Annotated in this window: 22 protein-coding genes and 2 pseudogenes; 12 read left to right on the top strand and 12 right to left on the bottom strand. The window is 70.1% G+C overall.

The window, feature by feature from the left end:
* The first annotated feature begins 13 nt into the window (after window positions 1-13).
* From ACH4LD_RS32960 to ACH4LD_RS32940, 5 genes and pseudogenes are all read left to right on the top strand, one after another.
* Complete coding sequence (locus ACH4LD_RS32960; protein ID WP_398057891.1) at window positions 14-220, top strand: hypothetical protein; 207 nt, start codon at window positions 14-16, stop codon at window positions 218-220.
* A 69-nt stretch (window positions 221-289) separates the two neighbouring features.
* Entirely contained in the window at window positions 290-3,196 is a 2,907-nt protein-coding gene (locus ACH4LD_RS32955; protein ID WP_398057892.1) for an AAA family ATPase, read from the top strand.
* A 329-nt stretch (window positions 3,197-3,525) separates the two neighbouring features.
* Window positions 3,526-3,756 (top strand): hypothetical protein, encoded by a 231-nt coding sequence (locus ACH4LD_RS32950; RefSeq protein WP_398057893.1) that lies wholly within the window; start codon window positions 3,526-3,528, stop codon window positions 3,754-3,756.
* Between the two features lie 286 nt (window positions 3,757-4,042).
* Window positions 4,043-4,364, top strand: a pseudogene (locus tag ACH4LD_RS32945) (transposase); the annotation flags it as partial.
* 420 nt (window positions 4,365-4,784) lie between these two features.
* Entirely contained in the window at window positions 4,785-5,252 is a 468-nt protein-coding gene (locus tag ACH4LD_RS32940) for an SUKH-3 domain-containing protein (RefSeq protein WP_398057894.1), read from the top strand.
* Window positions 5,253-6,180: 928 nt separating this feature from the next.
* On the opposite strand, the gene ACH4LD_RS32935 is transcribed toward ACH4LD_RS32940, so the two are convergent.
* Window positions 6,181-7,029: a helix-turn-helix transcriptional regulator gene (locus tag ACH4LD_RS32935; RefSeq protein ID WP_398057895.1), complete on the bottom strand. Its 849-nt coding sequence runs from the start codon at window positions 7,027-7,029 to the stop codon at window positions 6,181-6,183.
* A 141-nt stretch (window positions 7,030-7,170) separates the two neighbouring features.
* On the opposite strand from ACH4LD_RS32935, the gene ACH4LD_RS32930 reads away from it, so the two are divergent.
* Complete coding sequence (locus tag ACH4LD_RS32930; RefSeq protein ID WP_398057896.1) at window positions 7,171-8,025, top strand: NAD-dependent epimerase/dehydratase family protein; 855 nt, start codon at window positions 7,171-7,173, stop codon at window positions 8,023-8,025.
* Here the strand turns inward: ACH4LD_RS32930 and ACH4LD_RS32925 are convergent.
* Together ACH4LD_RS32925 and ACH4LD_RS32920 are read right to left on the bottom strand one after the other, a co-directional pair.
* On the bottom strand, window positions 7,937-8,422 hold the full coding sequence (locus ACH4LD_RS32925; protein WP_398057897.1) for a hypothetical protein: 486 nt from the start codon (window positions 8,420-8,422) through the stop codon (window positions 7,937-7,939). The genes ACH4LD_RS32930 and ACH4LD_RS32925 overlap by 89 nt on opposite strands.
* A 210-nt stretch (window positions 8,423-8,632) precedes the next feature.
* Window positions 8,633-9,484, bottom strand: coding sequence for a LysR substrate-binding domain-containing protein (locus ACH4LD_RS32920; protein WP_398057898.1), 852 nt, complete (start codon window positions 9,482-9,484; stop codon window positions 8,633-8,635).
* An 81-nt stretch (window positions 9,485-9,565) separates the two neighbouring features.
* Between ACH4LD_RS32920 and ACH4LD_RS32915 the strand changes: the two genes are divergently transcribed.
* The 3 genes from ACH4LD_RS32915 to ACH4LD_RS32905 all read left to right on the top strand — a co-directional run bounded on the left by ACH4LD_RS32915 (window position 9,566) and on the right by ACH4LD_RS32905 (window position 10,939).
* Complete coding sequence (locus ACH4LD_RS32915; RefSeq protein WP_398057899.1) at window positions 9,566-10,060, top strand: cupin domain-containing protein; 495 nt, start codon at window positions 9,566-9,568, stop codon at window positions 10,058-10,060.
* Between the two features lie 167 nt (window positions 10,061-10,227).
* Window positions 10,228-10,587: a DoxX family protein gene (locus ACH4LD_RS32910; RefSeq protein ID WP_398057900.1), complete on the top strand. Its 360-nt coding sequence runs from the start codon at window positions 10,228-10,230 to the stop codon at window positions 10,585-10,587.
* 19 nt (window positions 10,588-10,606) lie between these two features.
* Entirely contained in the window at window positions 10,607-10,939 is a 333-nt protein-coding gene (locus ACH4LD_RS32905) for a hypothetical protein (protein WP_398106205.1), read from the top strand.
* Between the two features lie 428 nt (window positions 10,940-11,367).
* Here the strand turns inward: ACH4LD_RS32905 and ACH4LD_RS32900 are convergent, their stop codons facing one another.
* Window positions 11,368-11,712 (bottom strand): hypothetical protein, encoded by a 345-nt coding sequence (locus ACH4LD_RS32900; RefSeq protein ID WP_398057901.1) that lies wholly within the window; start codon window positions 11,710-11,712, stop codon window positions 11,368-11,370.
* Between the two features lie 377 nt (window positions 11,713-12,089).
* Here ACH4LD_RS32900 and ACH4LD_RS32895 point away from each other — a divergent pair.
* Window positions 12,090-12,807: pseudogene (locus ACH4LD_RS32895) on the top strand (IS110 family transposase); the annotation flags it as partial.
* A 460-nt stretch (window positions 12,808-13,267) separates the two neighbouring features.
* On the opposite strand, the gene ACH4LD_RS32890 reads toward ACH4LD_RS32895, so the two are convergent.
* Both ACH4LD_RS32890 and ACH4LD_RS32885 read right to left on the bottom strand, forming a co-directional pair.
* Complete coding sequence (locus ACH4LD_RS32890) at window positions 13,268-14,263, bottom strand: LuxR family transcriptional regulator (RefSeq protein ID WP_398057902.1); 996 nt, start codon at window positions 14,261-14,263, stop codon at window positions 13,268-13,270.
* 216 nt (window positions 14,264-14,479) lie between these two features.
* Entirely contained in the window at window positions 14,480-14,764 is a 285-nt protein-coding gene (locus tag ACH4LD_RS32885; protein ID WP_398057903.1) for a hypothetical protein, read from the bottom strand.
* On the opposite strand from ACH4LD_RS32885, the gene ACH4LD_RS32880 reads away from it, so the two are divergent.
* Window positions 14,751-18,248: a S8 family serine peptidase gene (locus ACH4LD_RS32880; protein ID WP_398057904.1), complete on the top strand. Its 3,498-nt coding sequence runs from the start codon at window positions 14,751-14,753 to the stop codon at window positions 18,246-18,248. The two genes, ACH4LD_RS32885 and ACH4LD_RS32880, sit on opposite strands and share 14 nt — an antisense overlap.
* Before the next feature lie 522 nt (window positions 18,249-18,770).
* Here the strand turns inward: ACH4LD_RS32880 and ACH4LD_RS32875 are convergent.
* The 6 genes from ACH4LD_RS32875 to ACH4LD_RS32850 all read right to left on the bottom strand — a co-directional run bounded on the left by ACH4LD_RS32875 (window position 18,771) and on the right by ACH4LD_RS32850 (window position 21,111).
* Window positions 18,771-18,917 (bottom strand): hypothetical protein, encoded by a 147-nt coding sequence (locus tag ACH4LD_RS32875; RefSeq protein ID WP_398057905.1) that lies wholly within the window; start codon window positions 18,915-18,917, stop codon window positions 18,771-18,773.
* The gene (locus tag ACH4LD_RS32870; protein ID WP_398057906.1) at window positions 18,914-19,306 is read right to left on the bottom strand and encodes a hypothetical protein; all 393 of its coding nucleotides are present in this window, start codon (window positions 19,304-19,306) and stop codon (window positions 18,914-18,916) included. The genes ACH4LD_RS32875 and ACH4LD_RS32870 overlap by 4 nt, the downstream gene beginning before the upstream one ends.
* 14 nt (window positions 19,307-19,320) lie before the next feature.
* Window positions 19,321-19,698, bottom strand: a complete 378-nt coding sequence (locus ACH4LD_RS32865; protein ID WP_398057907.1) for a hypothetical protein — start codon at window positions 19,696-19,698, stop codon at window positions 19,321-19,323.
* A 231-nt stretch (window positions 19,699-19,929) separates the two neighbouring features.
* Window positions 19,930-20,100 carry a hypothetical protein gene (locus ACH4LD_RS32860; RefSeq protein ID WP_398057908.1) on the bottom strand — a complete coding sequence of 57 codons (171 nt, stop codon included), beginning with the start codon at window positions 20,098-20,100 and terminating at the stop codon, window positions 19,930-19,932.
* A 148-nt stretch (window positions 20,101-20,248) separates the two neighbouring features.
* Window positions 20,249-20,698 (bottom strand): winged helix-turn-helix domain-containing protein, encoded by a 450-nt coding sequence (locus tag ACH4LD_RS32855; protein ID WP_398057909.1) that lies wholly within the window; start codon window positions 20,696-20,698, stop codon window positions 20,249-20,251.
* Window positions 20,695-21,111, bottom strand: a complete 417-nt coding sequence (locus tag ACH4LD_RS32850; protein ID WP_398057910.1) for a hypothetical protein — start codon at window positions 21,109-21,111, stop codon at window positions 20,695-20,697. The genes ACH4LD_RS32855 and ACH4LD_RS32850 overlap by 4 nt, the downstream gene beginning before the upstream one ends.
* Before the next feature lie 793 nt (window positions 21,112-21,904).
* Here ACH4LD_RS32850 and ACH4LD_RS32845 point away from each other — a divergent pair.
* Window positions 21,905-24,631: a protein kinase gene (locus tag ACH4LD_RS32845; protein WP_398057911.1), complete on the top strand. Its 2,727-nt coding sequence runs from the start codon at window positions 21,905-21,907 to the stop codon at window positions 24,629-24,631.
* Window positions 24,632-24,634: the final 3 nt, after the last annotated feature.

Here is a 24,634-nt window from a genome sequence, read left to right as displayed (position 1 = left end):
GAGAGGAAAACCCATGTCCAGCTTCCCGCAGAACGGTTCCGTCCCCGCCCGGAGCACGGGCGCGTCCGCGACGGTGGCCGACCCGGCCGGCCAGATCCGGCTGTTCCGCTGGAACGGGGCGTGCGCCCGGACCCGGGCACTGGCCGGAATGACCCTCGGCAGCGGCGTGGTGGTCGCCCTCGGCTCCGCCACCATCACCACCGTGTCGAGCCCCGCCTGACCCCTCGTCACGCACGGTCCGTCCGCGCGGTGTGTGACCTCCGTGAGCAAGTGGCTACCATCCGGAGGTATGCGTCTGCGGGCAGCTCATCTCATTGGTCGTGAGGCCGAGGTCACCGAGCTCGGCGAAGCGTTGCGCGGTCTGGACCGGTCACGCGGAGGCACGGCTTTCCTGGTCGGGGAGGGAGGGATCGGTAAGTCACGTCTGGTCGCCGAGCTGATCGGATCGGCGCTGGACACCGGTGTCCGGGTCCTCAAGGGCCGGAGCAGCACCATCGGCCCGATGGTGCCGCTCCGGCCCCTCACCGAGGCACTGATGCCGCTCTCCCGGGGCGGGGTGACCCCGGACGAGGCGAGCCTCGGACCGTACCGGCCGGTGCTCGGCCGGCTCATCCCGGGCTGGAGCACCGGCGCACCCGACCAGGGATCGACGGTGGTCCTCGCGGAAGCGGTCCTGCGGGTGCTCGCCCACGCCGGCCGTGACACCGGTTGCCTCCTGGTGCTGGAGGACCTGCACGACGCCGACACCGAGACCCTCGCCGTCGTCGAGTACCTGGTGGACAACCTCCAACAGCAACCGCTCATGCTGGTGGCCACCCTCCGCTCCGATCCCGGGGAGGCACTGAGCCTCGCCGAGTCCGCCGGGCGCCGCGGCAGCGCGACCGTCTTCCGGCTGACGCCGCTGGACGCCGACGACGTCGGCCGGATGATCGCCTCCTGCCTGGACACCGACCCCGGCCTGATGCCCGCCGAGGTCCTCGTCCAGATGTGGCAGGACAGCGCGGGCATCCCGTACCTGGTCGAGGAACTCCTCCAGGGCGCGGTCGCCGGGGGCTCCCTCGTCCGCGAGGGCGCCGCTTGGCGGGTCGTCGGCGACCTGCGCCGCAACATGCCCAGGGCGCTGCTGGAGGGTGCCATCCACCGCATCGACCAGCTCGGCCCGCAGGGACGCACCCTGCTCAGCGCCGCCGCCGTACTGGGCCGGCGCTTCCCTCTGTCGGTGCTCCAGTCGATGACCGGCGTCGACGACCGCAGCCTGCTCAGTCACCTGCACGCGAGCGTGGTGGCCCGGCTGGTCGCGGCCGACGAACCCGCCCCCGACTGGTACGCCTTCCAACACCCTCTGACCGCCGAGGCGCTGCTCGCACAGCTCACCCCCACCACTCGGGTCGCCCTCTCCACGCAGGCCGCGGACGCGATCGAGACCCTCAACCCCGGTCTGCCGGGCGACTGGTGCCCCCTGGCGGCGACCCTGCGTGCCAACGCGGGCGACCCCGTCCGGGCCGGCCGGCTGTTCACCGAGGCCGGGCGGCGCGCCCTCGCCGACGGCGCGATCGGCTCCGCGGTCGCCATGCTCGGCCGCGCCGAGCGGCTGCTGGCGGAAGGCGGCGACTCCACCGCCCGGGCCGAGGCCCTGGAGGCGCTGCTGCCGGCACTCGCGGAGACCGGGGACCTGACCCGTGCGCTCAGCCTCACCAGCAGCCTGCGCGAACTCGTCGGAGCCGGCCTGGGACCGGCCCGGCTGGCGGCCCTGCACACCCGACTCGCACACGTCGCCTACGTGGCGGGCCGCTGGGCCGACGGCAACAACCAGATCGAACGGGCCCGGGCACTGCTGGCGACGGCGCCCGACGAGGCGCAGACAGCGCTGACCGATGTCGTGGAGGCGTACCTGTGCCTCGACACGCCGGGACGGGACCGCACCCAGCGGGCCGAGCGGCTGGCCCGCTCGGCCCTCGCCACCGCCGAGCGGCAGAACCTGCCCCTGGTCGCCTGCCAGGCATGGGAGCTCCTCGGCGTGGTCGCCCGCGAACGCGACCTCGCGGAGGCCAGCACCTACCTGGAACAGGCGATGAACACCGCCGAGCGGCACAGCCTGCCCCTCCCGCGGATGTACGCGCTCACCCGCCTCGGCGGCATTCGATGGCTGGACGACGGCAGCACCGCCACCCTCGACGAGGCCCGCGCGGAGGCCCGGCGGCTCGGCGCGGTCCCCGTCGTCTACGGCATCGACGGCATCCTCACCCTGCACGACGTGCTGCGCGGCCGGTTCGCCGAGGCAAGGGCGCTCGGCGACGAGACGCTGACCATGGCGGCCCGCCTGAAGCTCACGCCGGTGGCCCGCTATCTGATGATGGCCCGCGCGGTGCTGGCGGCCCACCAGGGCGACCGCGACGCCATGGAGGAGGCCCTGACCGGATTCGGCCACTGGGGCGGGAGCCGCTCGCCCGAGGAACCGCTGGCCCTCGGTCTCGCCGAGGTCTTCTGCGCCCTCTTGGAGGAGAACCGGGAACAGGCGGCCCGGACCATGGCCGACCTGGAGGCGCTGGAGGCCGAGAACCCGACCACCTTCCACCTCAGCGGACGGCACGGTCTCGGCCTGCTGCTCGACCTCCTGGACGGCCGGGCCGACCGCGCCCACCTCGAACGGCTGGCCGGCAGCGCCGCGGGCCGTATGCGCTGGAACCACCACTTCGTCCTGCTCGCCGAGGCCCTCCTGCTCGGCCGGGAGGGCCGCCCCGAGGCCGCCGGAGAGGCGGCACTGCGCGCCCAGCAGGCGGGCGAGCCCTACCCCACCGCCCGCCACCTCGGACAACGGCTGATCGCGGAGGAGGCCCACGCGCTGGGCTGGGGCGAGCCGGAGCGCTGGCTGCGGGAGGCCGAGCACCACTTCCGCGAGACCTCCGCCGCCGCGGTGGCCGGCGCCTGCCGGACCCTGCTGCGCGCGATCGGTGCCCCGGTCCGCCAGCACCGCACCGGCAGCGACCGGATTCCACCGGAGCTGCGCCTGAAGGGCATGACGGTCCGCGAATACGAGATCTTCCGGCTGCTCGCCGACCGCCCCAGCAACAAGGACATCGCCGCCCGGCTCTACATATCGCCGCGCACCGTCGAGAAGCATGTCGCCAGCCTGATCGCCAAGACCGGCCTGCCCAACCGCTCCCAGCTGTGCGCCCTGGCGGCGGAGCAGTGCTGACGGCCGAGCGGTGACGCCGGTCCCACGTGGGCGCCGACCGTGCCCCCGCTCCGCCGCTGACCGACGCGACACGCCCGGCCCGCCGCGCGACACATCGTCTCCACCCCGCAACCATTCCGGGTCCCCGAACCGCCCGCGCACACCATCACCGCCCGCGACCCGGTCCGCGACCACGCCGCCCCGGACGAGGCGAAGTCATGGCGGCACCTGCGAGCAGGATCAGCCCTTGCCCTGACCGGGTCACCGGTCCACGACGCAGAACTCCCCGCGCAGCGGCCGCAATTCCTACGGACTCAGCGGACTCCTCATCGAGCAGATCGCGGAGGAGTATGCCAAGAACGACCCCGCCCGACCTGTGGGTCACCGCGTCGCGCCTGCCCTGTGTCCAGGACGTGGAGGAGTACGCCGGATACCTCAGCTTCGCCGACGACCTCGACTACCACATCCGGGACTTGTGGTCCTACATCGACGGCCGTGACACCGGCACCGCCATCGAAAGGGCCCTGCCCACCAGCTCCGCGGCTTCGGGACCTTCCTCATCGTCGCCGACAGCGCCATGAGCCGTGCACCCGCCCCTGCCAGCTCCGCGGACCGGGCACCGAGCCCGGGTTGCCCGGCATGTGACACCCACCCGGATCACGTCGCCGTCGTCCTGCGCGATCTCCAGACGATCCCGCGGGACGAATCAGCAAGATCAATGGTCACAGGTGGTAGGTACACCACGGAAGTTGAACCGGAACCCGTTCTCGTGGACGAGGCCAACCAGGATTATGCCTCCAGGCGGACGACGACCGTGGCGATGTCGTCGGCGGCCCCGCTGGTGAGGTCGAGGCGGGCGAGGACGGCATCGGCCGGGATCAGCGCCGGTGGGGCGAGTGTTATCTGCGGGGGCTGATGCTGGCCGGCCGGCGATAGTCGATCCAGCCGATGGCCGAACGGCTGCCGGACGGCACCATGCAGGCCCTGCAGCAGTTCGTGAACCAGTCGCCGTGGGATCCGCTGCCGGTCACGCGGCGGATCGCCCAGCGGCTGTGCGAGGCGATCCGCCCTGAGGTGCGGGTGGTCGAGAATGTGTTGTTTCCCAAGTGCGGCACCGCCTCGGTGGGGGTGGCCCCGGCAGTACTGCGGAACGCTGGGCAAGCGGGCGAACTCCCAGGTCGCGGCCACGTGATCGTGTGCCGCTGTTCGCGAGGCGCATCCAGGTCCGCCCGCAGCATCTGGTCGATTGCGAACTTGTACGGATCGAGCGCGGTAGCACCCGGCGGGCGTTGCTTCCGCGGCTCCGGCCAGGCAGAGTTCACCGCCTGCCGCACCGTCCGGTACGCCACTCCGGACTTGCGCTCCAGGGCCCGCGTCGACGCACCAGTACGGTGGTCACGCCGGATGGCGGCATACAGCTCGGCCTTCGACATCTGCGGCATCACCAGCACCTTTCACCAGACCCACCCCGATGCTGCCCTGACAAGAACCGCAGTGCTGTCAAAGCTCGGGCTCTGGCTCGCTTCCCGTGAAGCGGTCACACACTGTTCAGGGACGCCGGCCGCTGGGATGATCACTGCTCACCCGTAGCTGAGGAGTCGAGGCCCGGATGAGTAGCTGGTCGCCAGAGGTAGATGAGGTGTTGGAGGCGTCGGGATGGACACCTGGACGAAAGGTGGACACGGCACGCTGGCGATCCGTGTTCGACGCGGTCGGCCTCGCCATGCACGACGCTGCGGAAGCCTTCCTGCAAGAGTTCGGCGGTTTGACTTTGAACGTCAGCGGACCAGGGATCAGCTGTGCACGCACGCCGTTCGAGCTGGACCCCGAACTGGCCTGGGGCGAGGATGACCGATTCGCAGAGTGGGGCGAAGCGGTCGGGCGCCACCTTTACCCGCTCGGCGAGCTGGACCACGGCCGGTTCTTCCTGGGTATCGATGAAGTGGGCGTGATCTATCTCGTCGAGACCTGGGTCGCCCGCTTTGGACCGATGCCCCAGGCCATGGAGAACTTGGTTCTCGGTGTGGCTCCTCGCCGAATCGATGAGGGGTATGAGCCAGCGGGACAGCCGTCCTGACGCGTCGGTCACCTTGAGCATCTTGATCCGGTCATGGTGAGACCGGCGATGACAGCGTCGCGGTCGATACCGGCGGCGACGGTGTGGAGACCGGGCAGGTTGTCGTTGCGGAAGGCGCCGAGCCACTCTGGCAGCCGTTGGCCTTGCCACTCGGTAAGGATCTCGGGGAAGGACCGGACATGTCCGGTGAGTGCATCCGGTTCGACCGGAAGCCGAGAGACGCTTGGCGCGGAAGGAGACGCGAACTCGCTGGTAACTGCTGCCTCTTGTAGCCGAGGCACGTCCCGGCCGCCGGGCGCCCACAACCCGCCGCTGCACCCGTGGTCACCTGCGCCGGCGGCGCGGGCATGAACGGCGACGTGGCCGAGGAACAACACCGCTCGCGCCAGGCGGCCGAGGTACTGCCTGGGCAGCTGAGTGGTACTGACCGTCCACCCCGCCGGTGGCGGGCCGTTCCGCTGGGCCCGCCCGTCCTGCAACTTCACCGGGTGCGGGCGCGGCCCTCTCCGGCGTCTGGCTGGACAGGAATGATCGGTTGGTGGTGTCACCTGTATGAAACGGGTTCTGGTACGGCAACGCCTCCTGGCCGCAGTTCGAGGCGCTGGCCGAGAAGACTGCCGGCCAGGATCTGACCGGCTTCTTCGCGGCCTGGGCACACGGCACCACGATCCCCGCCGACGAGTACCTGTACCCGTGCACGCTTGGATCGGCGACAGGCGGGCAGTAGGGCCGGGCAGCGCGGTGTGACGGCCGTCGTGCGCAGGCTTCCCCGCCGCGCAAGCAGCGGCTTGAGTGCACGGTAGTAGGTGGTCCGCCTGCCTGTGGCAGTGGCAGACGTTGTACTGCTATCGGCTTCAGATGATGTGGGGGTTCGAGATCGTGGGCGATGTGCGGCGGGCAGGGAGCGCACTCGAAGGCACGCTCGTGGTCAGGGGCCCGTCGGCGTCAGGTCCTGCAAGCCCACCACCCGCAGCAACTGCAAGCGCTCGTAGGACTCCGTGCCGGGGCGGGCCGTGTGGATGACGAGCTGCTGGTTGTGGTCGGAGTTGACCAGGACCTCGCAGTCCAGTTCGAGGATGCCGATCGTAGGGTGCCGGAATCGTTTCGTGGAGGCGCGGCGTACGGCGACCTCGTGTTCGTCCCAGAGGCGTGCAAACTCCTCGCTCGCGGCGCGCAGTTCGGCGACGAGGGCGGCGGGCTCGGGGTCCGCGGGACGGGCCGAGGCCACCGCTCGCAGGCCGGCCACCTGCTCGCGGGCGCGCTCCGGGCGGTCCTCGGGCGGGAACAGCTCCTGGGCCGCCGGGTCCAGGAAGAAGCGGCGGATCATGTTGCGTCCTCGGGGCGGGCGGACCAGGACGTCCCCGCTCAGCGCCCGCGACAGCGCGTTCTGGGCCAGGACCTCGCCGCAGTCGGTCGCCACCATCGCCGGGGTGTCGTGCAGTCGGTCCAGCACCAGGAGCAGGCCCGGGCGCACGTGCTTGCTGGTCTCCTCCCGGCGCGACGGCTGTTCACCGGTGAGATGGAAGAGATGGTCGCGTTCCTCCTCCGTCAGGCGCAGGGCGCGGGCCAGCGCGGTGAGCATCTGGCGGGACGGACGCGGGCCCCGGGACTGTTCCAGCCGCGTGTAGTAGTCCACGGACATGCCGGCCAGCTGGGCCACCTCCTCGCGGCGCAGCCCCGGCGTACGGCGGCGGGCTCCGTCCGTGAGGCCCACGTCGGAGGGGTTCAGGCGGGCGCGAGCGCGGCGCAGGAAGTCGGCGAGTTCGGCGCGGTTCACCTCTCCAGGGTGCGCGAGGCCGGCCGGCTTATCCAGGGACTCCCGATCCCCTGATGAAGAAGTCTCTCCTGCTCGTCCCCGCATCCGCCGAGGCTGGTCATCAACGACAGGCGACACAGCGCGTGAGGTGAGGAGCACATCATGCTGACTTTGGTGACCGGTACGACGGGACAGGTCGGACGCCGCTTCGTGCCGAGGCTGCTGGCCCAGCGGCAGCCGGGCGAGCAGGTGCGCGTCCTTGTACGGGACGCGGCCCGCGGCGAGCACTTCGCGGAGCTGGGCGCCCAGGTCGCCGTAGGAGACATACGCGACGAGAAGACACTCGGCAAGGCGCTCGCCGGCGTGGACGCCGTCGTCAACGTGGCCGCCTCCTTCCGCGGCGTGCCGGACGAGGAGGCATGGGCAGTCAATCGGGACGCCGCGGTGGCCCTGGGCCGCGCCGCGCAGGCCTTGGGCGTGGAGCGGTTCGTGCAGGTCAGCACGAACAACGTGTACGGCGTCGGACGGGGCCGCCCGCTGACCGAGGAGGACGAGAGCCGGCCGGGCGGCGCGATGTGGGGCGCCTACCCCGAGTCCAAGGCCGAGGCCGAGCGCGAACTGCTCGCGCTCAAGGGCCTGGACGTACGCATCGGACGGCTCCCCTTCGTCTACGGCGAGGGCGACCCGCACCTCGCCGACGTCCTGCACTGGGCTGCCCGTTGGGCGCCGCACCAGCGCCTGCAGATGGCCCACCATGCGGACGTAGCCCAGGGCCTGATGCGCCTGCTGTACGCGCCGGGCATCGCCGGCCGGATCTACAACATCGCCGACGACGCCCCCGTCACGACGGTCGAGCTCTTTCAGCTCAACGGCGTCGAGGTGCCCGCAGGGCTCTACGAGTTCACAGACCCCGACCCGTGGTTCGGGATCACGTCCAACCTGCGGATCCGTCGGGAACTCGGCTTCCGGCCGATCTACCCGAGCGTCTGGACGGCCCGGGACGCCGGAGCCCTGTGACGTCACCGCAGTCCACCCCTGTGATTCGCCCGACCACATTCCAGCTGCGGGGCGCAGAGGCGGTGACATCGACTCTGCTTCGCGGGCCGCTGGTGACAGATGGCGCGCCGTATCGGTGACGACCACTGTTCTTCGCCCGGCTGAAGCCGCAGTTCAGCGGATGCCGGTGGTGACACCTATCGTGCTTCGGCTCACCACAGGGGGTGTCGTTGTTGCGCACGCTGTGAGTGGTGTCGTGGAGCTGGTAGGAACGCAGGTCGCCGATGGTGCCGCCCTCGCGTCCGACGCAGACGTGTCGGCCGAAGGAGTCGTCCTTCTGGTAGACGCGTGCGGTGCGGCTGCTGTTGTTGATGATGGAACTGCCCTTGCCGCGGATGTAGTCGGGCAGGTGCCGCACCGACCCGTCGACGGCACGTTTGACGTCGGGCTGGCCGTTGACCGGACGACGAAGCCCTCGTCGTCAGGACTGAGAAGGCGCGGACGGCCTTACGCCCACCGAGGGTCCAGCCAGGCCAGGCCGATCTCGTTGGACCGGTGGATCACTTCCCGGACGGTGTCCTGGTTGGCCTGCCCCAGCTTCGCGGCAGCGCCATTGCCAGTCCAATCCTCAGTGGCGGTACGCGGCTGTCGCGATCTCGATGAATGATCGGGTCAACGGGTTGGTGTCTCCTTCGTTACACACTGCCACCACTCGGCTAGGCGCCATGTCGATCAGCGGCACCACGGTGAACTCGACGGGCAGGTCGTGCCCGAGCGGAGCCAGGCCGACCGTACCGTTCCACAGCACAGCCTGCAGGCATTCCTGGACGGCGCGCACCACTGGTCCCTCGCGCGGCCTGCCACCGTTCCAGTACGACTGCCAGATGGGGTCGGTGCCCTGCGGGAACTGGAACCAGCGGCGGTCGCTCAGCTCGGCCGGCCGCAGCTCATCGCGGCGGGCCAGCGGATCGTCGGCGCGCAGGACCACGCCGACCGGATCGGTCCGCAGCGCACGCACCGTCAGGGCGGTCTCGTCGAACGGCGCCCGGGTGAGGGCGACGTCGACCAGTCCAGCGCGCAGTCCGCACGTCGGGTCAGTCAGATCGGTGTCGCGGATGCGGATGTCGACTCCGGGGTGGTTTCGGCGGTAGGCCGCGGCCAGCCTGGCCACTCGCGGATCGGTGCCGTCGCCCAAGATGCCGACGGTGATGGTCGCGACGCCGGCTGCTGCGCTCACGCGCACCTGGACGCGGTCGGCGTGGTCGAGTAGGGCTCGCGCCTCGTCGAGCAGCACCGCACCCACCGGAGTGAGCGTGACGCCGGTGGGCGAGCGGGCGAAGAGCAGAGCCCCTACCTCGGCTTCCAACTGTTTGATCGCCCGGCTCAGAGGCGGCTGACTCATATGCAGTCGGGTGGCGGCCCGGCCGAAGTGGAGTTCTTCGGCGACCGCCACGAAGTAGCGCAAGGTCCGTAGCTCCACGCTGCAACGATACCCATGAGGTATCGGCTCTGCCGAATGGGTCTTGGACAAGGGCGAGGTCCCGGCGGTGCACTCGTGAACATGACCGAAGAAGCGAAGACCAACGAGCCGCAGGCCCACCCCGCCGTATCGGTGGTGGGTCCCCACGACGGCGAGACGATCATTCTGGGCACCACGCGCATGCGTGTTCTGGAGGACGGCAGCCACACCGGGCACCGCCTCGCGATCGCCGAGTCCGTCCTCGCCCCGCACACGCAGGGTCCACCGCAGCACCGTCACAGCCAACACGACGAGGGCTTCTATGTCCTCTCCGGCAACGTGCGGTTCACCGTCGGGGACCAGGACTACGACGCCACCGCGGGGACGCTCGTCATGGTTCCGCCCGGCACCCCGCACACCTTCGCCAACCTGACCGACCAACCCGCCGTCATGCTCAGCACATTCACACCCGACCTTTACCTGCGGTACTTCCGAGACCTCCAGGAAGTGCTCGCATCCGGCCGGCCGCTGACGCCACAGGCCAACATCGACACGATGAGCCGCTACGCGACACAGCCCGCCACCGACCTCGCCTGAAGCCGAAGGGACGGGAAACGGCCCCCTCCCTCGGGCCTCTGGGACCGTGCCGCTCCCGCCTTTCGCGTCCGAACCCCTCGGACGACGGACCAGCCGTCTCCAGGGGCTTCCCTGGCACCCGACGCAATCGACAGGACCCCGCGAACCGGGGCCCGTGAACGGGAACCATGAACATCGCCTACTGGATCGTCGCGGGACTGCTCGCGCTCTTCTACTTCTACGCAGGCACGCTGAAGGTGATCCGCAGCCGCGATCAGCTCCGACCGATGATGGCTTGGGTCGACCGCATACGCTTGCCCGCCGTCAGGGCCCTGGGAACGGTCGAAATACTCGGCGCGGCCGGTCTGGTCCTCCCACCGCTGACCGGTACCGCTCCCTGGCTGGCGTCGGCCGCAGCCATCGGCTTCGTACTTCTTCAGATCGGTGCGATCGCCGTTCACCTGACCGGAGAAGACCGCCGGATCACACTCAATGTCGGACTCACCGCCACCGCGGCCGTGACCGTCTGGTTGGCCACCAGGCCGTGATCGTGGCTCAGCGCACACCCTGCTGGCTACCAAGCCGCCCGCACAGGCCCTCCACGCGTGGATGCTCCGATTCGCCGACTGGGCCGGCGAACGACGCGGCATCTGCGAGGCCCTGGTCGCCATGAGCGCTTCCGGCCGCTTCGGCACCGGACCGGTCTGCGACGAGGTCCAGCAAGTCCTGGCGATGGTGCTAGAGGCCGGCGCCACAGCAGGAGAACTGCGCAGCGACATCGACCCGGTCGAGGTAGGCGCCATCCTCGCCGGTTTGCTCTCCGTGGCCGGCGCACCCGAGCAGCGCCCTCAGCTGAACCGCATGCTGGACGTCGTCGTCGACGGACTCAGGCCCCGCTAAGCGACACTCCAGCGGTTCGGTGAGGCGTCGGCCCATGCCGGGCGGCATGGCTGCGGCCGCGGCGGTCGTGGCGCCCCAGACCTTGGTGAGGACCGTCGGGATGGTTGCCTACGTTCGGCTCGTTCCCCGCCTCGCGACAGCGCCCGAACGGCTCGTCAGGTGTTCCTGCCGTCGCCGCTCAAGGGGGAGCACCGAGGTGGATCCAGAAGCCGCCAGAAGTTGATCTTTGAGGCATCAGCGTTTCCGGCGGGCGGCGGGGTCGCGTTCGGCGACGTGTCGGGCGACTGCGTCGACGCTGGGGCGGGGGTAGCGTTCCAGGGAGCGGACGGAGGCGTGGCGGGAGCGGGCCCGCAGCATCGGGGTGGAGGTGCCCCCCTCAGCGTCGTGTGTCAGGGCACTGTGGCGTAACCGATGGAGCCTCCAGCCGTTCAGGTCCTCGATGTCTTCGGGCGAGGCGAGAGGGTTGGCCAGTAGCCGGGTGTTCTCCTCGAAGATTTCCTCGGCCCGGCGATAGGAGAGCCGGCCCGGCCGGTGTCGGAGCACACGTCCAGCGTGGGTGTTCCGGCCGGGGCCTTGCGGTCGGTGAGGAACAACGGGCCGCGGGTGCGACGGGCGATCAGTCGGGGCAGGAGCTGGGCGGTGCCGGACTGCCAGTGAATCCACTCGATCGCCCCGCCCTTGGCGGTGATCCTGCCGCGCTTGTCCTGCGGATATAGGTCCTCCACGTTCAGGCACAGCACCTCATCGGCGCGGGCCGCCGACTCGTAGAGCACCTTCCAGAACGGCTTCTCCCGCAGCGAGACGTCCGGCCGCCACAGGGCGGCGATCTGTTCCTCAGCAAGGGCCTTGGTGCGGTCGGGCGGTGCCGGCCGTCACTCGATGCCGATCGTGGGGTCGGACTCGATCCGTCCCTAAAGGTTGTCCTACCTTCACCACGTGGGTCTGATCTGGTCACTCGTACGATCGGAGGGCCCGGGGCTCCGGGCATGGCTGTAAAGGCTGAGCCGCTGGACGGCTTACGGGACTTGGCCGCCCGGGGCCCCGCGACGACTCGACCGCCAATTGGGAGACGCGACTCGATCGCTGCTGTAGGACAACGCCGGCGAGGTCGTCTGCGGGATCGATGTACGACGAGCTGGCGGAGGTGACCGTGCCCGAGATCTGGGCCGGGGTGGACATCGGCAAGACGCATCATCATGCCGTGGTGATCAACGCGGAGGGCGAGCGGCTGCTGTCTCGCCGGATCCAGAACGACGAGACAGAGCTACTGGCGCTGATCGGCGATGTGCTGGCGCTATCCAACGACGTGTTGTGGGCCGTCGATCTCAATCACGGCGGTGCTGCTTTGCTGATCGGGCTGCTCACCGCCCACGGTCAGCCCGTCGCCTATCTCACCGGCCTGGCAGTGCATCGGGCCTCAACCACCTACCGCGGTGAGGGAAAGACGGACGCGAAGGACGCCTTCGTCATCGCGGACCAGGCTCGCGTCCGCCGGGGGACCTGGGGCTGCTGCGGCCCGGCGACGAGATAGCCACCGACCTGCGCACCCTTACCACCCGACGGCTGGACCTTGTCTTCGACCGCACCCGGCAGATCAACCGTCTCCGGGCCCAACTGCTGGAGATCTTCCCAGCGTTGGAGCGCTCGTTGGACCTGACTAACAAGGGTCCCGTGATGCTTCTGACGGCTACCAGACTCCGGCCGAGATCCGCCGCACAGGCGCAAAGCGGATCGAGACCTGGCTGAGAAACCGCAAGGCCAAGAACGCCGCCGCGCTCGCTCGCACCTGCGTGGAAGCCGCGCAGGCCCAGCAGACTGCGCTGCCCGGTGAGCAACTGGCCGCCGCGATGGTAGTCCGCCTCGCGAAGGATGGCGACAAGCCCACCCATCACCGGTGGGTGTTGGCCCGCCGCAGTCTCACACGGACAGAGGAGATCCCCTACTACTTCGCCTACGCGCCGGTGACCTGCACGGTTGAAGACCTGGCGAGGGTGGCCGGGATGGCTGGGCGATCGAGGAATGCCTCCAGGCCGCGAAGAACGAACGCGGTTCGGGCGAGTACAAATGGAGGTGCTCCGGCATCTACCCCGGCGTCACCGACCGTGCGCTGCGCCGGCATCGAACCTTTCTGCCGCGCTCCCTTGGTTCTCACTCGCGTGCCCCACTGGGGAGGCGGCATGGCCTGGGAGAGTGGAGCAGCGCCGTGGACGGGCGGGTTGTGTCTGTCCGCGGCGCCGGGGTGTTCGAAGGGCCAGGGGCATGGTGGGACCTGCGGCGATCGTCTTGGTGCACCTGGCCCGGCGGCGAACCGTGCGTCGTCGGAGCACCTCAGACCCACCCGCGTCGCGCCGCGGCCACGCCGGCGCCGAACCGGTTGGTGGTGCCCAGTTCCCCGTAGAGTTCCTGGATGCGGCGCCGGAGCGTCCGCGTCGAGATCCCGAACTGGCGGGCGATGGTGTCGTCTTTGACACCCGCGGCGAAGAACGCGAGGAGTTTGCGCTCATCGTCGGTGGGAGGCCGGGGCTCATCGCTCATGACGGCCGGCGCCGTCGACCGGGGGCCGGGGACACCGCTCAGGCGGGAGGCTGCGCTCCAGTAGTGCTCGAAGAACTCGGTGAGCGCGTCCAACAAGGGGGGCGCTTCGGTGTAGAGGCACTCAGCACTGCCGGGCGACAGGTCCAGTGACACCATGGCCGCCGACCGGTCGGCAATTGCCAGCTTGATGGGCAGGGACGGCACGATCCTGGCTTCCTCGCCACGCGAGACGAGACTGCCCAGTTCCTGCCAGCCGGCCTCGGTGTCGAAACTCGCGGCGGCGTAGACGGCACGCACCCGCACGCCGCGCCCGACCGCGGCTTCGTCCATCGGCTCGTTCGGAGCGAGGAGGAACGGCGGACGTCCCAGCGCGGAGAACTCCTCCTGGGCGGCCTGCTTCAGACGGTAGTAGTGGTCGCCGACCGCCTCCGGGCCGCTGATCGTCCTGGTCGCGGGTGCGGCCGCGCTGCCGCGTCGCGCGTCGTCGAAGATCTCCCCCAGCGGACCCGCCGCATCCCGCACGGCGGCCAGCTGCCGTTCACGCGACTCCACCAGTGCGCGCAGCGCGTGCCGCGGATCGACCGTGAGGAACTCGCCCGAGGAACGGCGGCTGACCAGACCGGAGTGGTGGAGTCGTGTGAGCAGGGCGAGTGCGTCCGGATAGGTCATCCCGAACGCCGAGACAACGTCGTCGACCGTTCCGCCGCCTTGTGCCAGCAGCCGGCGGTACACCTCCTCGGCCTGCTCGTCCAGCCCGACCGTCGCCAACGGGGCCTGCTTCTCCGCCATGTCGTCCACTCCCGACATCACCCGCGCACACCCGTGGGGAAGGCCAACGCCGCGGCGGCAGACGGGGAAACATCCGTCTTTGTCGAGTGTCCCAAGTGGGTCGACTGCACCGTTTTGCATCCTGTCCGTTCGGTGACATGACACCCAAGTGTCAAAGATCTTTGTTTACAGTACGGCGAACGGATGGCTGACTGCGGAGTCTCCTGCCCTTCTAGTTCATGAGGTTCTCTTGCGCATGCCTCCGTCCCGCAGACGCGGGCTGACATCAGCCGTCGCCGTTCTGGCGGCATTGACAGCCACAGTGCCGACCGCGTCGGCCGGCACGTCGGCCCCCTTGCCGGTTTCCACTGTCCGGAGCGCCGGCTCCACGCGTGTCGTCACTCTGATCACCGGTGACAAGGTGACGGTCTCCACGACCGCCGACAGGCATTCCTCAACGTCCGTGGTCGATCCGAGCGGCAGGTCGGGCGGCTCCCACGTCATATCGTTGGGCGACGACACCTACGTGTACCCGGACGCGGCGCTGCCCTACATCGCCTCGGGGGCCCTCGACAAGCGGCTGTTCGACGTCACCGAGTTGCTGAAGGACGGCTACGACGATGCCCGCAGCGACCGGCTGCCCTTGATCGTCACCTACACCGACGCCGCCGCCCGTGCCCGGAGCGCGAAGACCCCGGACGGCGCACGCAGGACCCTGACGCTCAGCAGCATCCAGGGCGCCGCCATCTCCGCCGAGCACGCACGGGCGGCCGACTTCTGGTCCTCCCTCACCGGCACCTCGACGGACCCGTACCGCGCGCGGACGGCCGGCAGCGCTCCGTCGGCCGGGAAACTGGCCGGCGGCATCGCCAAGGTGTGGCTGGACGGCAAGGCCAAGGCCACACTCTCCGACAGCACCGCCCAGATCGGCGCCCCGGAGGTCTGGCAGGGCGGAGACACCGGACAGGGCGTGGACGTCGCAGTCCTGGACACCGGAATCGACGCCGAGCACCCGGACTTCGCGGGGCGGATCGCGGCGACGCAGAGCTTCGTACCCGGCGAGGACGTCACCGACCGGCACGGCCACGGCACCCACGTCGCCTCGACGGTCGCCGGCACCGGCGCCGCCTCCGACGGCAAGGAGAAGGGCGTCGCGCCGGGCGCGTCCCTGCACATCGGCAAGGTCCTGGACAACGACGGCAGCGGCCAGGACTCCTGGATCCTCGCCGGCATGGAGTGGGCCGCCCGGGACCAGCACGCCAAGGTCATCAGCATGAGCCTGGGTGGCGACACCACCGACGGCACCGATCCGCTGAGCCAGGCCGTGAACCGGCTCAGCGAGGAGACCGGTGCCCTGTTCGTCATCGCCGCCGGCAACTCCGGTCCCGACCCGTACACCGTCAGCGCACCGGGTGCCGCGGACGATGCTCTCACCGTCGGCGCGGTGAACGGTCCAGGCAAGGGCATGGACCAGCTCGCGGCGTTCTCCAGCCGCGGCCCGCGCGTCGGCGACAACGCCGTCAAACCCGATTTGACCGCGCCGGGCGTCGGCATACTCGCCGCGCGCTCGCAGTACTCGCCGGAGGGCGAGGGCGCCTACACGACCATGAGCGGCACCTCGATGGCGACCCCGCACGTGGCGGGCGCCGCGGCCCTGCTGGCGGCCAAGCACCCGGACTGGACCGGCCGGCAGCTCAAGGACGCGTTGGTCAGCACCACGTCGAGCACCCGCCAGTACAGCCCCTACCAGGGCGGCAGCGGCCGGCTCGACATTGCGGCCGCCGTCAGGGCCACGCTGGTCGCGCCGTCGTCGGCATTCACCCAGGCCCACTATCCATACACGCCGGGACAGACCGATCGCAAGGACGTCACCTACACGAACACCGGGTCCACGCCCGTCACGGTGGACCTGAACCTGTTCGGACCCAACACCCCGGAGGGCCTGTTCACCCTCTCCGACGACCATCTGACGGTGCCCGCACACGGCACGGCGTCCGTCGGCCTCCTCACGCATTACGACGCGGCCCAGGACAATGCCGCCTACACCAGCATGCTCACCGCCACCGGCCCCGACGGCTCGGTCCTCACCCGCACACCTATCGGTGTGAACAAGGTAGGACGGCGCGTCACACTCGCGGTGACAGCGAAGGGCTCGCACGGAGGGCTCCCCGGGACCCTCGTTGTGAAGGACATCAAGCGGAACACCGCACCGCAGGTGTACACCGTGGACGACTCCGGCTCGCTGAATCTGAGCATGGTCCCGAGCACCTACGCGGTATGGATGTACGCCGCCGTGCCCGGCGCCGACGGGACGCACTCCCTGGGCCTCGGGGTCTTCTCGGCGCCGCAGGTCGACCTCGACACCGACGGCGCGATCCACTTCAACGTCTCGGACCTGCGCAAGGCGGCCGCCCTCACCCCGGAGCCGACCGCCAACAGCTTCGTAAGAGCGGACCAGTACCGTTCGTACGGCGACATGCGGCCCTATCTGGACAGCTACATGCCGGAATACTGGATATACGACACCCTGTGGGTGACCCCGACACCGAAGGTGACGCAGGGCTCCTACACCTTCGCGACCCGTTGGCGGCAGATCCAGCCACCGCTGACCTTCTCCTCGGGTTCGCAGGCGTACGACGACGTCGTCGTCCAGAGCCAGTCCCCCGAGCTGCCCGAGGGCAGCGGCACCTACCGGGCGGTCTGGGCCGGCGACGGATCGGCGGCGGACCTCCGTGGGCTGGAGGTGCGCGGTCAGGTGGCGGTCGTCCGGCGCAGTGACACCGTGCCCGCCCAGGACCAGGCCGCCGCGGCGGCACAGGCGGGCGCCCGACAGTTGCTGATCCTCGACGACGGCTACGGAAAACTGGACATGTGGGCCGATCTGCCCGACGCCGCCCCGCTGCCGGTCGCCTCCCTCGGCACCGACGACAGCACACGACTGCTGAGCCGGATCCGCAAGCCCGGCCAGGCGACGCTGAAGGTGGTGTCGCACCCGTACCCACGCTACCTGTACGACCTCGTCCAGCATCACGAGGACGCCGTCCCGCGCGATCCGTCCTACCGCCCTGGCACCGGTGAACTGGCCCGGATCGACGAGTCGTTCGGCGACACCCGACAGTCGGAGGGCCGTGAACTCCGCGGGGACCTGGCTGTCGGTGCCGATGTCATGCTGGGCGCCGATTCGACGCCGATCCAAGCCCAGGGAAGCCTCACATCCTGGGTCACGGCAGGTCCCGACGCCCGGTGGACCGCGGAGGCATCCGTCGCCGACCTCGGCGAACGTGGGACGGTCCGCTCCTACGCGCCGCGCAGCGTCACGACGGAGACCTGGTTCTCGCCCGTTCACAAGCCGTGGCTGCTCAACGACGCCGTCCACCATGCGCCTTTCCGGGTCGGCGACTCCATGAGCACGTCCTCGATGACCGCCTGGGGCGACTCCGGCGGCCACGCGGGCGTCGTGTGGGCCGGCAGCGACACCTCGAGGATCTCCCTCTACCAAGGTGACGAACTGCTCGGCGAGGAGGCCAACGAACGGATCATCTCAGTCGACGGACTCTCCCCTGACCCGCAGCCGTACCGGCTCGTCGTCGAGGGCACGCGTGATCTGCCGGGCAGACCGTACTCCACTCGGACCCGCACCGAATGGGGATTCACCTCCAGCACCACCGCCTACACGACCATCACGCCCCTGCCGCTCATCCAGCTCGACTACGCGGTGGAGACCGACCTGTCAGGCCGGGCACACCGGCGGACCGCGCTGACCGTCACCGCGTCGCAGATGAAGGGCGCCGCAGGCGCCGCCCCGGTCCGCGATGTCGAGCTGGAGGTCTCCTACGACGACGGGACCACCTGGCTCCCGACACCGTTGCACAGTACGGACGGTGGCCGGACGGCTCTGCTCGACGCACCGTCCGGCGCCCGGTACGCGAGCCTGCGCGCGACCGCGCGGGACACCGGCGGAAACACGGTGAACCAGACCCTGATCCGGGCCTTCGGCCTCAAGTAGGGCGTCACCTACTTCTCAAGTAGACCGTACGTACCCCTTCAAGTGGGACGGTACGTGTTCCCTGGTTTCCCCGGTCAGGACAACACTGGAACTGCCGTGCCCCGGCCCGGGCGTACGGCACTGCGACAACTGCGGCTCGACCACCATCACGCCGAACCAGTTCGTTGAACTGGGCTGGATGCAGGCCAGCCTGGGACTGGCATGCGGCCCACGCTGCTACGACGCCATGAGCGACGCCCCCGGCCGCCACGCCCAGCGGCACCACCGCGTCTGGACCGGCCAATGCCGCCCCCTGCAGCGGCCGGCTGAGCGACCATCCCCGGGCGCCGCCGGGCCTGGTCGCTCAGCCGGCGGTCCAGGGCGTTGTGGACAGCGGTGCCGGTGTGAGGCGGCTGCACCGACGTCGCGTCGGCGGCGCAGCGGCCGAAAGGCCGCCCGGCGCCGGGGCGGGGCCAGGAGCTGCTCGGCGGCTGCGGCCCGACACTGGTGACAACTTCGGCTCTGGCCCTGCAGTTCGGGTGCTTATGGGCGGTTCTCCTTCCTTGCCTCGTCGATGGCCTGCTGGGCCTCGTCCAGAGTCATGGCGTGCTGGTCGCCGGGCTGGGCGATGGCGGTCCGCGGGTTGTTCTCGTCGGTCCAGTCGACGTCGTGGCGTCGCTGTGCTGTCATGGTGTTCTCCCCTCCTCGCCGGTGTGGTCGGTGTGGTGGTCCTGCATGACGGCGAGCAGGGCTCTCAGCTTGTCCGTGGGCATGTCCGCCCGTTTGCCGTGCCGGATCTTGACCCCGGCGGCGAGAAGAGCGGCGAACAGCGACGCCCTGTGTGTTCTCTCCTCGTACTGCTCCGGCGTCAGCAGCCTTCCCCCGAAGACCACGCTGGCCTCCTCGATTCCCGTCTTGCGGTCGTAGCGCTCCCGACACTCCTGGCCGTGGAGGGTCACGTACACGTACTTGCTGCCGACGCGGGAGACGGTCACGGGCTCGTCTCCCCGAAAGCGGTTGCCGGTGACCAGAACCAGGTTGTCGCCGGCCTTCACGCCGTTCAGTCCCTCGGTGCTCACGTCAGTGTCCTCACTCACTCGTCGTCGTCGGGGCCGGCGGTGTGGGCTTTGCGGTCGCGCGGGCGGCCGTGCTTGTCCAGCACCCGGTACAGCCGGGAGGGCGGCATGCCGGCGGCGAGGGCGATGCCCTTGCGGTCGGCGTAAGGGCCGGTCTGGTCCGCTGCCACGATGGCGAGCTCCCGGAATGCCTCCAGGTGCTGGATGACGCGGGAGGTCTGGGCGATGGTGGCGATCAGATCGGTGAACGTAACGGCCTGCCGGGGCGGTTCAACGCCGGCCGTGTTGCGGATCGCGTCGATGAACGCGTTGGCGAGGTCGGGTGTGACACCCGAGACGGTGTCCTTGTTGCCGTCGGCGTCACCGATTTCGGCGTACAGCTCCTTCAGACGCATACGCTACACGTGTAGCGAACGCTACGCTCATGTTTTGTTGACGACGGCGACGGCATCACCGGCCGGGAGGCGGTCGGCGGGGCCGAGGTGGCGGGCTTGTGTGGTGGCCTGTGCCGGGTGGGAACTTCCGTGAAGAAGTCTTCCACCAGCTGTCCGGCGTGCGGCTGGGAGAGTTCCCAGCCGCCGAGGCGGTAGGTCTCGTACCCGGCCAGCCGTAGCCGGCGGTCCTCGTCAATCATCTCCGCGTACAGCCGGGGCCTCCAGCCGGTCGGCTTCGGCACGCAGGGCAGCGGCCTTCTCCAGCCACATGCGTTCGTCGTCGGTACGCGGTCCGGCGGACACCGGTGGTACCCGGGACTCCAGATCGTCGGCGCGTGCGCGCAGTTCGGCCGGACTACTCATGCCCGTGTCTCTCCATTGTCCGCTGACGCGTGTAGGGGAACAGGGGCGGCGCTCTCGCCGGCCGAAGAGAGGGGCGTTCCCTCCCGCACAGCCGGGCCCCGGGGCGGGGGTCGAGGCGCAGGCGAGCGTTCTTACTCGGGGGAGTCTGTCAGTGGGGGGCGGCACCCAGCGCTGCCCACCACTTGGCCAGCTGGGCATTGCTCACCAGGCAGGTGTTGAGCTCCCAGCTGGGGTGCCCCTGGGGCCGGATGTGGCTCGGGACGTCGCGCAGGGTGTTCTCCAGAGCCTCGATGCGGCGGGCGTCGGCCGTCGTGCCGGACAGTGCATCTACGGCCTGGGGGAGGGGGCCGGTGACGAAGGTGCCTCTGCCGTGCACGATGTCGACCAGCCCCTCGGTGCGCAGCACGCGCAGCGCCGCCTGGGCTGTGGCGCCGGCGATGGCGTACTGCTCCTGGAGGCTGCGCACGGCAGGCAGCCGTTCACCCGGCTGCAGCTGTCCGGACAGGATCTTCCGCCTCAAGTCTGCCGCCGTCCGCTGGTAGGGAGGCAGCAGTGCGGAATCCGGCGGAGGCGGCGCGGCACCGCCCGCCGCGTTCACCGGCTGCTTCCGGCGGTGTCGCGGCGAAGCCGGTTCGGCTCCCGGCCGATCTGCGCGGCGACCTGCCTGATCTCTTCCTGGCCGTAGGCGGTGCGCACCCCGGAGGGGCTGTACCCGGCGTGGCGGGCGAGTTCCTCCAGACCGTAAGGGCGATTGCCGTGGAACTCACGCCCGAAGGCCAGCAGTTGCCGGATCCGGGCGTCCACGGCCTCCTTCTGTGCCTTCAAGTCGTCGAGCGCCAGCAGCAACGGGTCCGTCCGGATCTCCTGGCTCGCGGCCTCCAGGGCGAGGGCGTCGTTCCTGCGCTGCTCCGCCACCTGTTCGCAGGCGTCGGCGTAGGAGTCCTCGGGGGTGACGGTGCCCGGTTCGGGCATGGGGTGGCGCAGGGCGGCCAGTTCTTCAATCGAATGCATGCTGCGATCATCGCAGAACTTTGCGATGATCGCAACTGATGGGTCGGAACGGCGGCACGCGAGGCTTCTGCTGCCCCGTCGACCCGTGTTCGTAGATACCGCGGTATGCAGCCGCGCCGGGTACTGGCTGTGGTTGAGGCGGAGTTCAGTCTGGACCTGCCCCGCCGGGCCGTGCTTGAGGACGCACTCACCACAGCTGTGTTGCAGGTGTACCCGCGGGGCCGCATAACGGCCGAGGACACGGAATCAGGTGGCTGACCTCGTCCCGTGCCCTGGCTTATACCGCGGCGGCCGGCCCTTGCGCGGCCGGGCAGGCCCGGCCGGCGGCGGTTTGGTGGCCGCCTGCCCACGCCGTGCCCCGCTGCGCCATTCGCTCCCGGCTCGCACGCGCCTGGCTGTCCCACCGGCGCCCCGCGCTGCCCGTGCCTGCCGTCTTCCCGCTCCCGCTGCGCCCGTGCGCCGTCCCGCGGCCGGCCACCCGCCGCACCAGCCCCCGGGGCCGGTGGCCGGATGGGCACGCCCTGGGCCCGGCCGTCCTGCGCCCCGCCGCTGTACTCCTCGCGCCACCGCGCCGTCCGCGGTGCCCCGCCCGCCGCCCGCGTTGCCTCCCGCCGTGCTGCGGCCGCGCGGCCCGAAGGCGACTTCCCGCCGCCGGCCGGGGTGGCCCCGCCATGCCTGTTGTCAGCTGTTTTCAGGCGGCTGAATCGTCCCGAGCCGTAGGCTCACGCTCTAGGGGCGGTGAGTTGCGCGGATCCGTGGAACCACGCGCAGGAGACGAGGGGGAATCAGCAGGGTGGAGAACCGGGAACGCGGCCTGCTGGGGGTGTACGGCCGGTGGCGCAAGGGGGAGTCGGACGAGGATCCTTCGCAGCTACTCATCGATATCGTCTCGACGCTGCTGGACCAGTCCGTGTCGTGGGACTCCGTACATTTCTACGACCTCACCGGCGTGCCTGCGGTGGCCTACGAGTTCGAGGGACGGGACTATCTTCTTCTCCTGGCGGGGCATGAGGAGCCGTCTGCGTGGCTCTCAGCGATCATCACGGCCGCGAGCCGAGTGGTCCGTGGCGACGTGTGGGCGGTGCTCTACTGGCCGGAAGATGAGGCGGACGAAGAGCTCGTACGCGAGGCAGCCAGGCTTGGCACCGTCCTCGACAGGACCCACCTGGACGCGGCCGTGGCTGGGGTGTGTGCACTGCCGGAGCTGGTCCGCCGTGCCGTGCGGCGGCAAGAGCCCTACCTGCCGCTGGCCGAACTGCTTGGCGTGGGCAAGGCGGCGCCGGCACCCGAGGCGATGGTTGCGCCGGCACGTCTGACGTCTGCTGTGCCCGTGGAGACGCGAACGTGGACCGGAGCGACGGCGGAGGTGCTGCTGATCGGTTCGGCGCGCCCTGACCGGCCCACGGGGCTGGCTTGCCTGCCCCAGGGCCGTGTCCTCATCACCTGCGCCGACGGCCTGCTTGAGGTCGACCCGAACAGCGGCCAGGCCCACTGGCACCTCGCGCTGCCGGACTGCCGTGGCGCTGCGCTGGTGTGCCGGGACGGCGGTGTCCTGGTGCTGCGCGGCTCCTCCCTCATCCGCTGGCACGAAGGCCGTCTTCACGCCGTAGCCGGAGACTTCGACGACGGCTCCGTGCTGCTGGCCGGACCGGACGGGGAGCCGTGGGTACTGTCCGGCTCCGGTGTCACGTTCGGTGTCGGTGAAGGAAACCTTGCGCTGGTGCGCGCCGGGGACACGGTCGGGGATCAGATGCGCTACCCGATCCACTTCCCTGCCGCGGTGCGCTCGGCGGTTTGGCTGGAGCGGCGCCGGTTCTTCCTCGCCGCCTCGGGACACAGCACGGTCGTGGATCTGGCCCGCACCACGGACGCGGGCCAGCGTGAAGAGTGGATCCGGACCCCCGTGCACTTCCCGTCCCATGTGCTGCGCGCCGACTCCACCAGCGTCCTGAGCGCCTCGCCGGACGGCACCGGCACCAGGATCGCCGTGCACCGCACCGACACCGTCAGCCGTACGAGCGAACCCGTGGCCGAAGCCCGGCTCGGTGAACTCTTCGGCCTCGCGCAGGACCTGGACGGCGGCCCCGCCTTCCTGCTCGCCTCGCTGCCCTCGAACGATCACACTCAGGTCCGCCCCGTTGTGCTGCGGATCACCGGACACCGCCCCGCTGCTCCCCGCTCCGCACCCGTCCCGACGGCCTACCGCTATGACGTGGTGAGCCAGACGGCGCGCGGCGAGCGCGCAGACTACGCGCTGCAAGCCCGCCCCTTGGCTCCGCCCGGCGGGCAAGCCGAGGTGTTTCCGGCCACGCACCGGCCGTCGGGGACGCTTGTGGCCTTCAAACGCCGTACAGGCTGGCGGGAGCGAGGCCAACGGCGTATGCGCCGCGAGGTGGAGATCGCCCAGCGACTCGGTGACAACCCGCACGTCATGCCGGTCCTCGACTTCCACCCCGGCTACGCGTGGTTCGTCATGCCGAAGGCCGAGGCCACCGCAGAGGACAAGCGAAAAGAACTGCAGGACCCGCACAAGCTACGGTCTCTGGTCGAGGGCATAGCCGCCGGCCTGGCCGACGCGCACCGCCACGACTGGATCCACCGAGACATCAAACCTGCCAACATCCTCCTCCTCGAGGGCCGTTGGGTGGTCGCGGACTGGGGCATCGTGCGCCGCCCCCGAGGGCAGACCAGCACCGCCGGCCTCCTGACCACGACCGCCATCGGCACCGAGGGGTTCGCCGCACCGGAGCAGTTCCTCGACGGCCACGACGTGACCCCGGCCAGCGACATCTACAGCCTTGGACAGCTCATCGGCTGGATCTTCACCGGGACCTGGCCGCAGGCCAACGTGCCTCTCCTGCCCCCGCCGGGCCCGTGGTACGGCGTTGTGCGCCAGGCCACCCAGCTCGAGCCCTCCCGCCGCCCCCAGGACATGGCGGCTTTCCTCGACCTGGTCGACCGCGAGACAGGCGCCGGCAGCGAACTGCCCATCGTGCGCGCCCAGCGCCTGCTGGAGGACGCCAACAAGAACGACACCGCTGCGGCGGCCCAGCTGCTCGCCCTCGCCGCCGACCAGCCCGGCTCCTTCGAGTTGTACCTCGACGTGATCACCAGGCTGAGTGTGACGACAGCCAGAGAGGCGCTGCTCGACAACCCCGCCCAGACCGCCGCCGTGGCCCAGGCCCTCACCCTGCATGCTGCTGCCCACGACTGGCCCACCCCCGAGGAGGCCGACCGGGCCATGTGGTGGCTGCTCGATGTCGCCCGTCTCGCAGCGCAAGAAAAGCAGTGGGCTCTCCTCGACACGGCCGTTCAGGGCATGTGCGAATGGGACGGCCGCTTCGACCAGTGGGACCCGCGAGACGACATCAAGGACTGGATGCGCGAGCTCACCGGCCACGCCGCGAGCATCGTTGCCTCCGCGCTGCGAGCCCAGCCGAACGGAGCCCGCCTCCTCTACGAACTTGCCGATGACCGCCGGGTCGACCAGGCGATCCGAAGCGCTGTCTACAGGCCCTGAGCG

Source organism: Streptomyces sp. NPDC017676, from assembly GCF_044329325.1.
Taxonomy (GTDB): domain Bacteria; phylum Actinomycetota; class Actinomycetes; order Streptomycetales; family Streptomycetaceae; genus Streptomyces.
Note: the sequence above shows the minus strand (reverse complement) of the source record. Positions and strands in the feature narration are given on the sequence as shown.

Excerpts from the sequence above, each read along its gene's own strand:
- ACH4LD_RS32960 (WP_398057891.1), top strand. The coding sequence starts at position 14 with ATGTCCAGCTTCCCGCAGAACGGTTCCGTCCCCGCCCGGAGCACGGGC.
- ACH4LD_RS32955 (WP_398057892.1), top strand. The coding sequence starts at position 290 with ATGCGTCTGCGGGCAGCTCATCTCATTGGTCGTGAGGCCGAGGTCACC.
- ACH4LD_RS32950 (WP_398057893.1), top strand. The coding sequence starts at position 3,526 with ATGCCAAGAACGACCCCGCCCGACCTGTGGGTCACCGCGTCGCGCCTG.
- ACH4LD_RS32940 (WP_398057894.1), top strand. The coding sequence starts at position 4,785 with ATGAGTAGCTGGTCGCCAGAGGTAGATGAGGTGTTGGAGGCGTCGGGA.
- ACH4LD_RS32930 (WP_398057896.1), top strand. The coding sequence starts at position 7,171 with ATGCTGACTTTGGTGACCGGTACGACGGGACAGGTCGGACGCCGCTTC.
- ACH4LD_RS32915 (WP_398057899.1), top strand. The coding sequence starts at position 9,566 with ATGACCGAAGAAGCGAAGACCAACGAGCCGCAGGCCCACCCCGCCGTA.
- ACH4LD_RS32910 (WP_398057900.1), top strand. The coding sequence starts at position 10,228 with ATGAACATCGCCTACTGGATCGTCGCGGGACTGCTCGCGCTCTTCTAC.
- ACH4LD_RS32890 (WP_398057902.1), bottom strand. The coding sequence starts at position 14,263 with ATGGCGGAGAAGCAGGCCCCGTTGGCGACGGTCGGGCTGGACGAGCAG.
- ACH4LD_RS32875 (WP_398057905.1), bottom strand. The coding sequence starts at position 18,917 with ATGACAGCACAGCGACGCCACGACGTCGACTGGACCGACGAGAACAAC.
- ACH4LD_RS32865 (WP_398057907.1), bottom strand. The coding sequence starts at position 19,698 with ATGCGTCTGAAGGAGCTGTACGCCGAAATCGGTGACGCCGACGGCAAC.
- ACH4LD_RS32860 (WP_398057908.1), bottom strand. The coding sequence starts at position 20,100 with ATGAGTAGTCCGGCCGAACTGCGCGCACGCGCCGACGATCTGGAGTCC.
- ACH4LD_RS32850 (WP_398057910.1), bottom strand. The coding sequence starts at position 21,111 with ATGCATTCGATTGAAGAACTGGCCGCCCTGCGCCACCCCATGCCCGAA.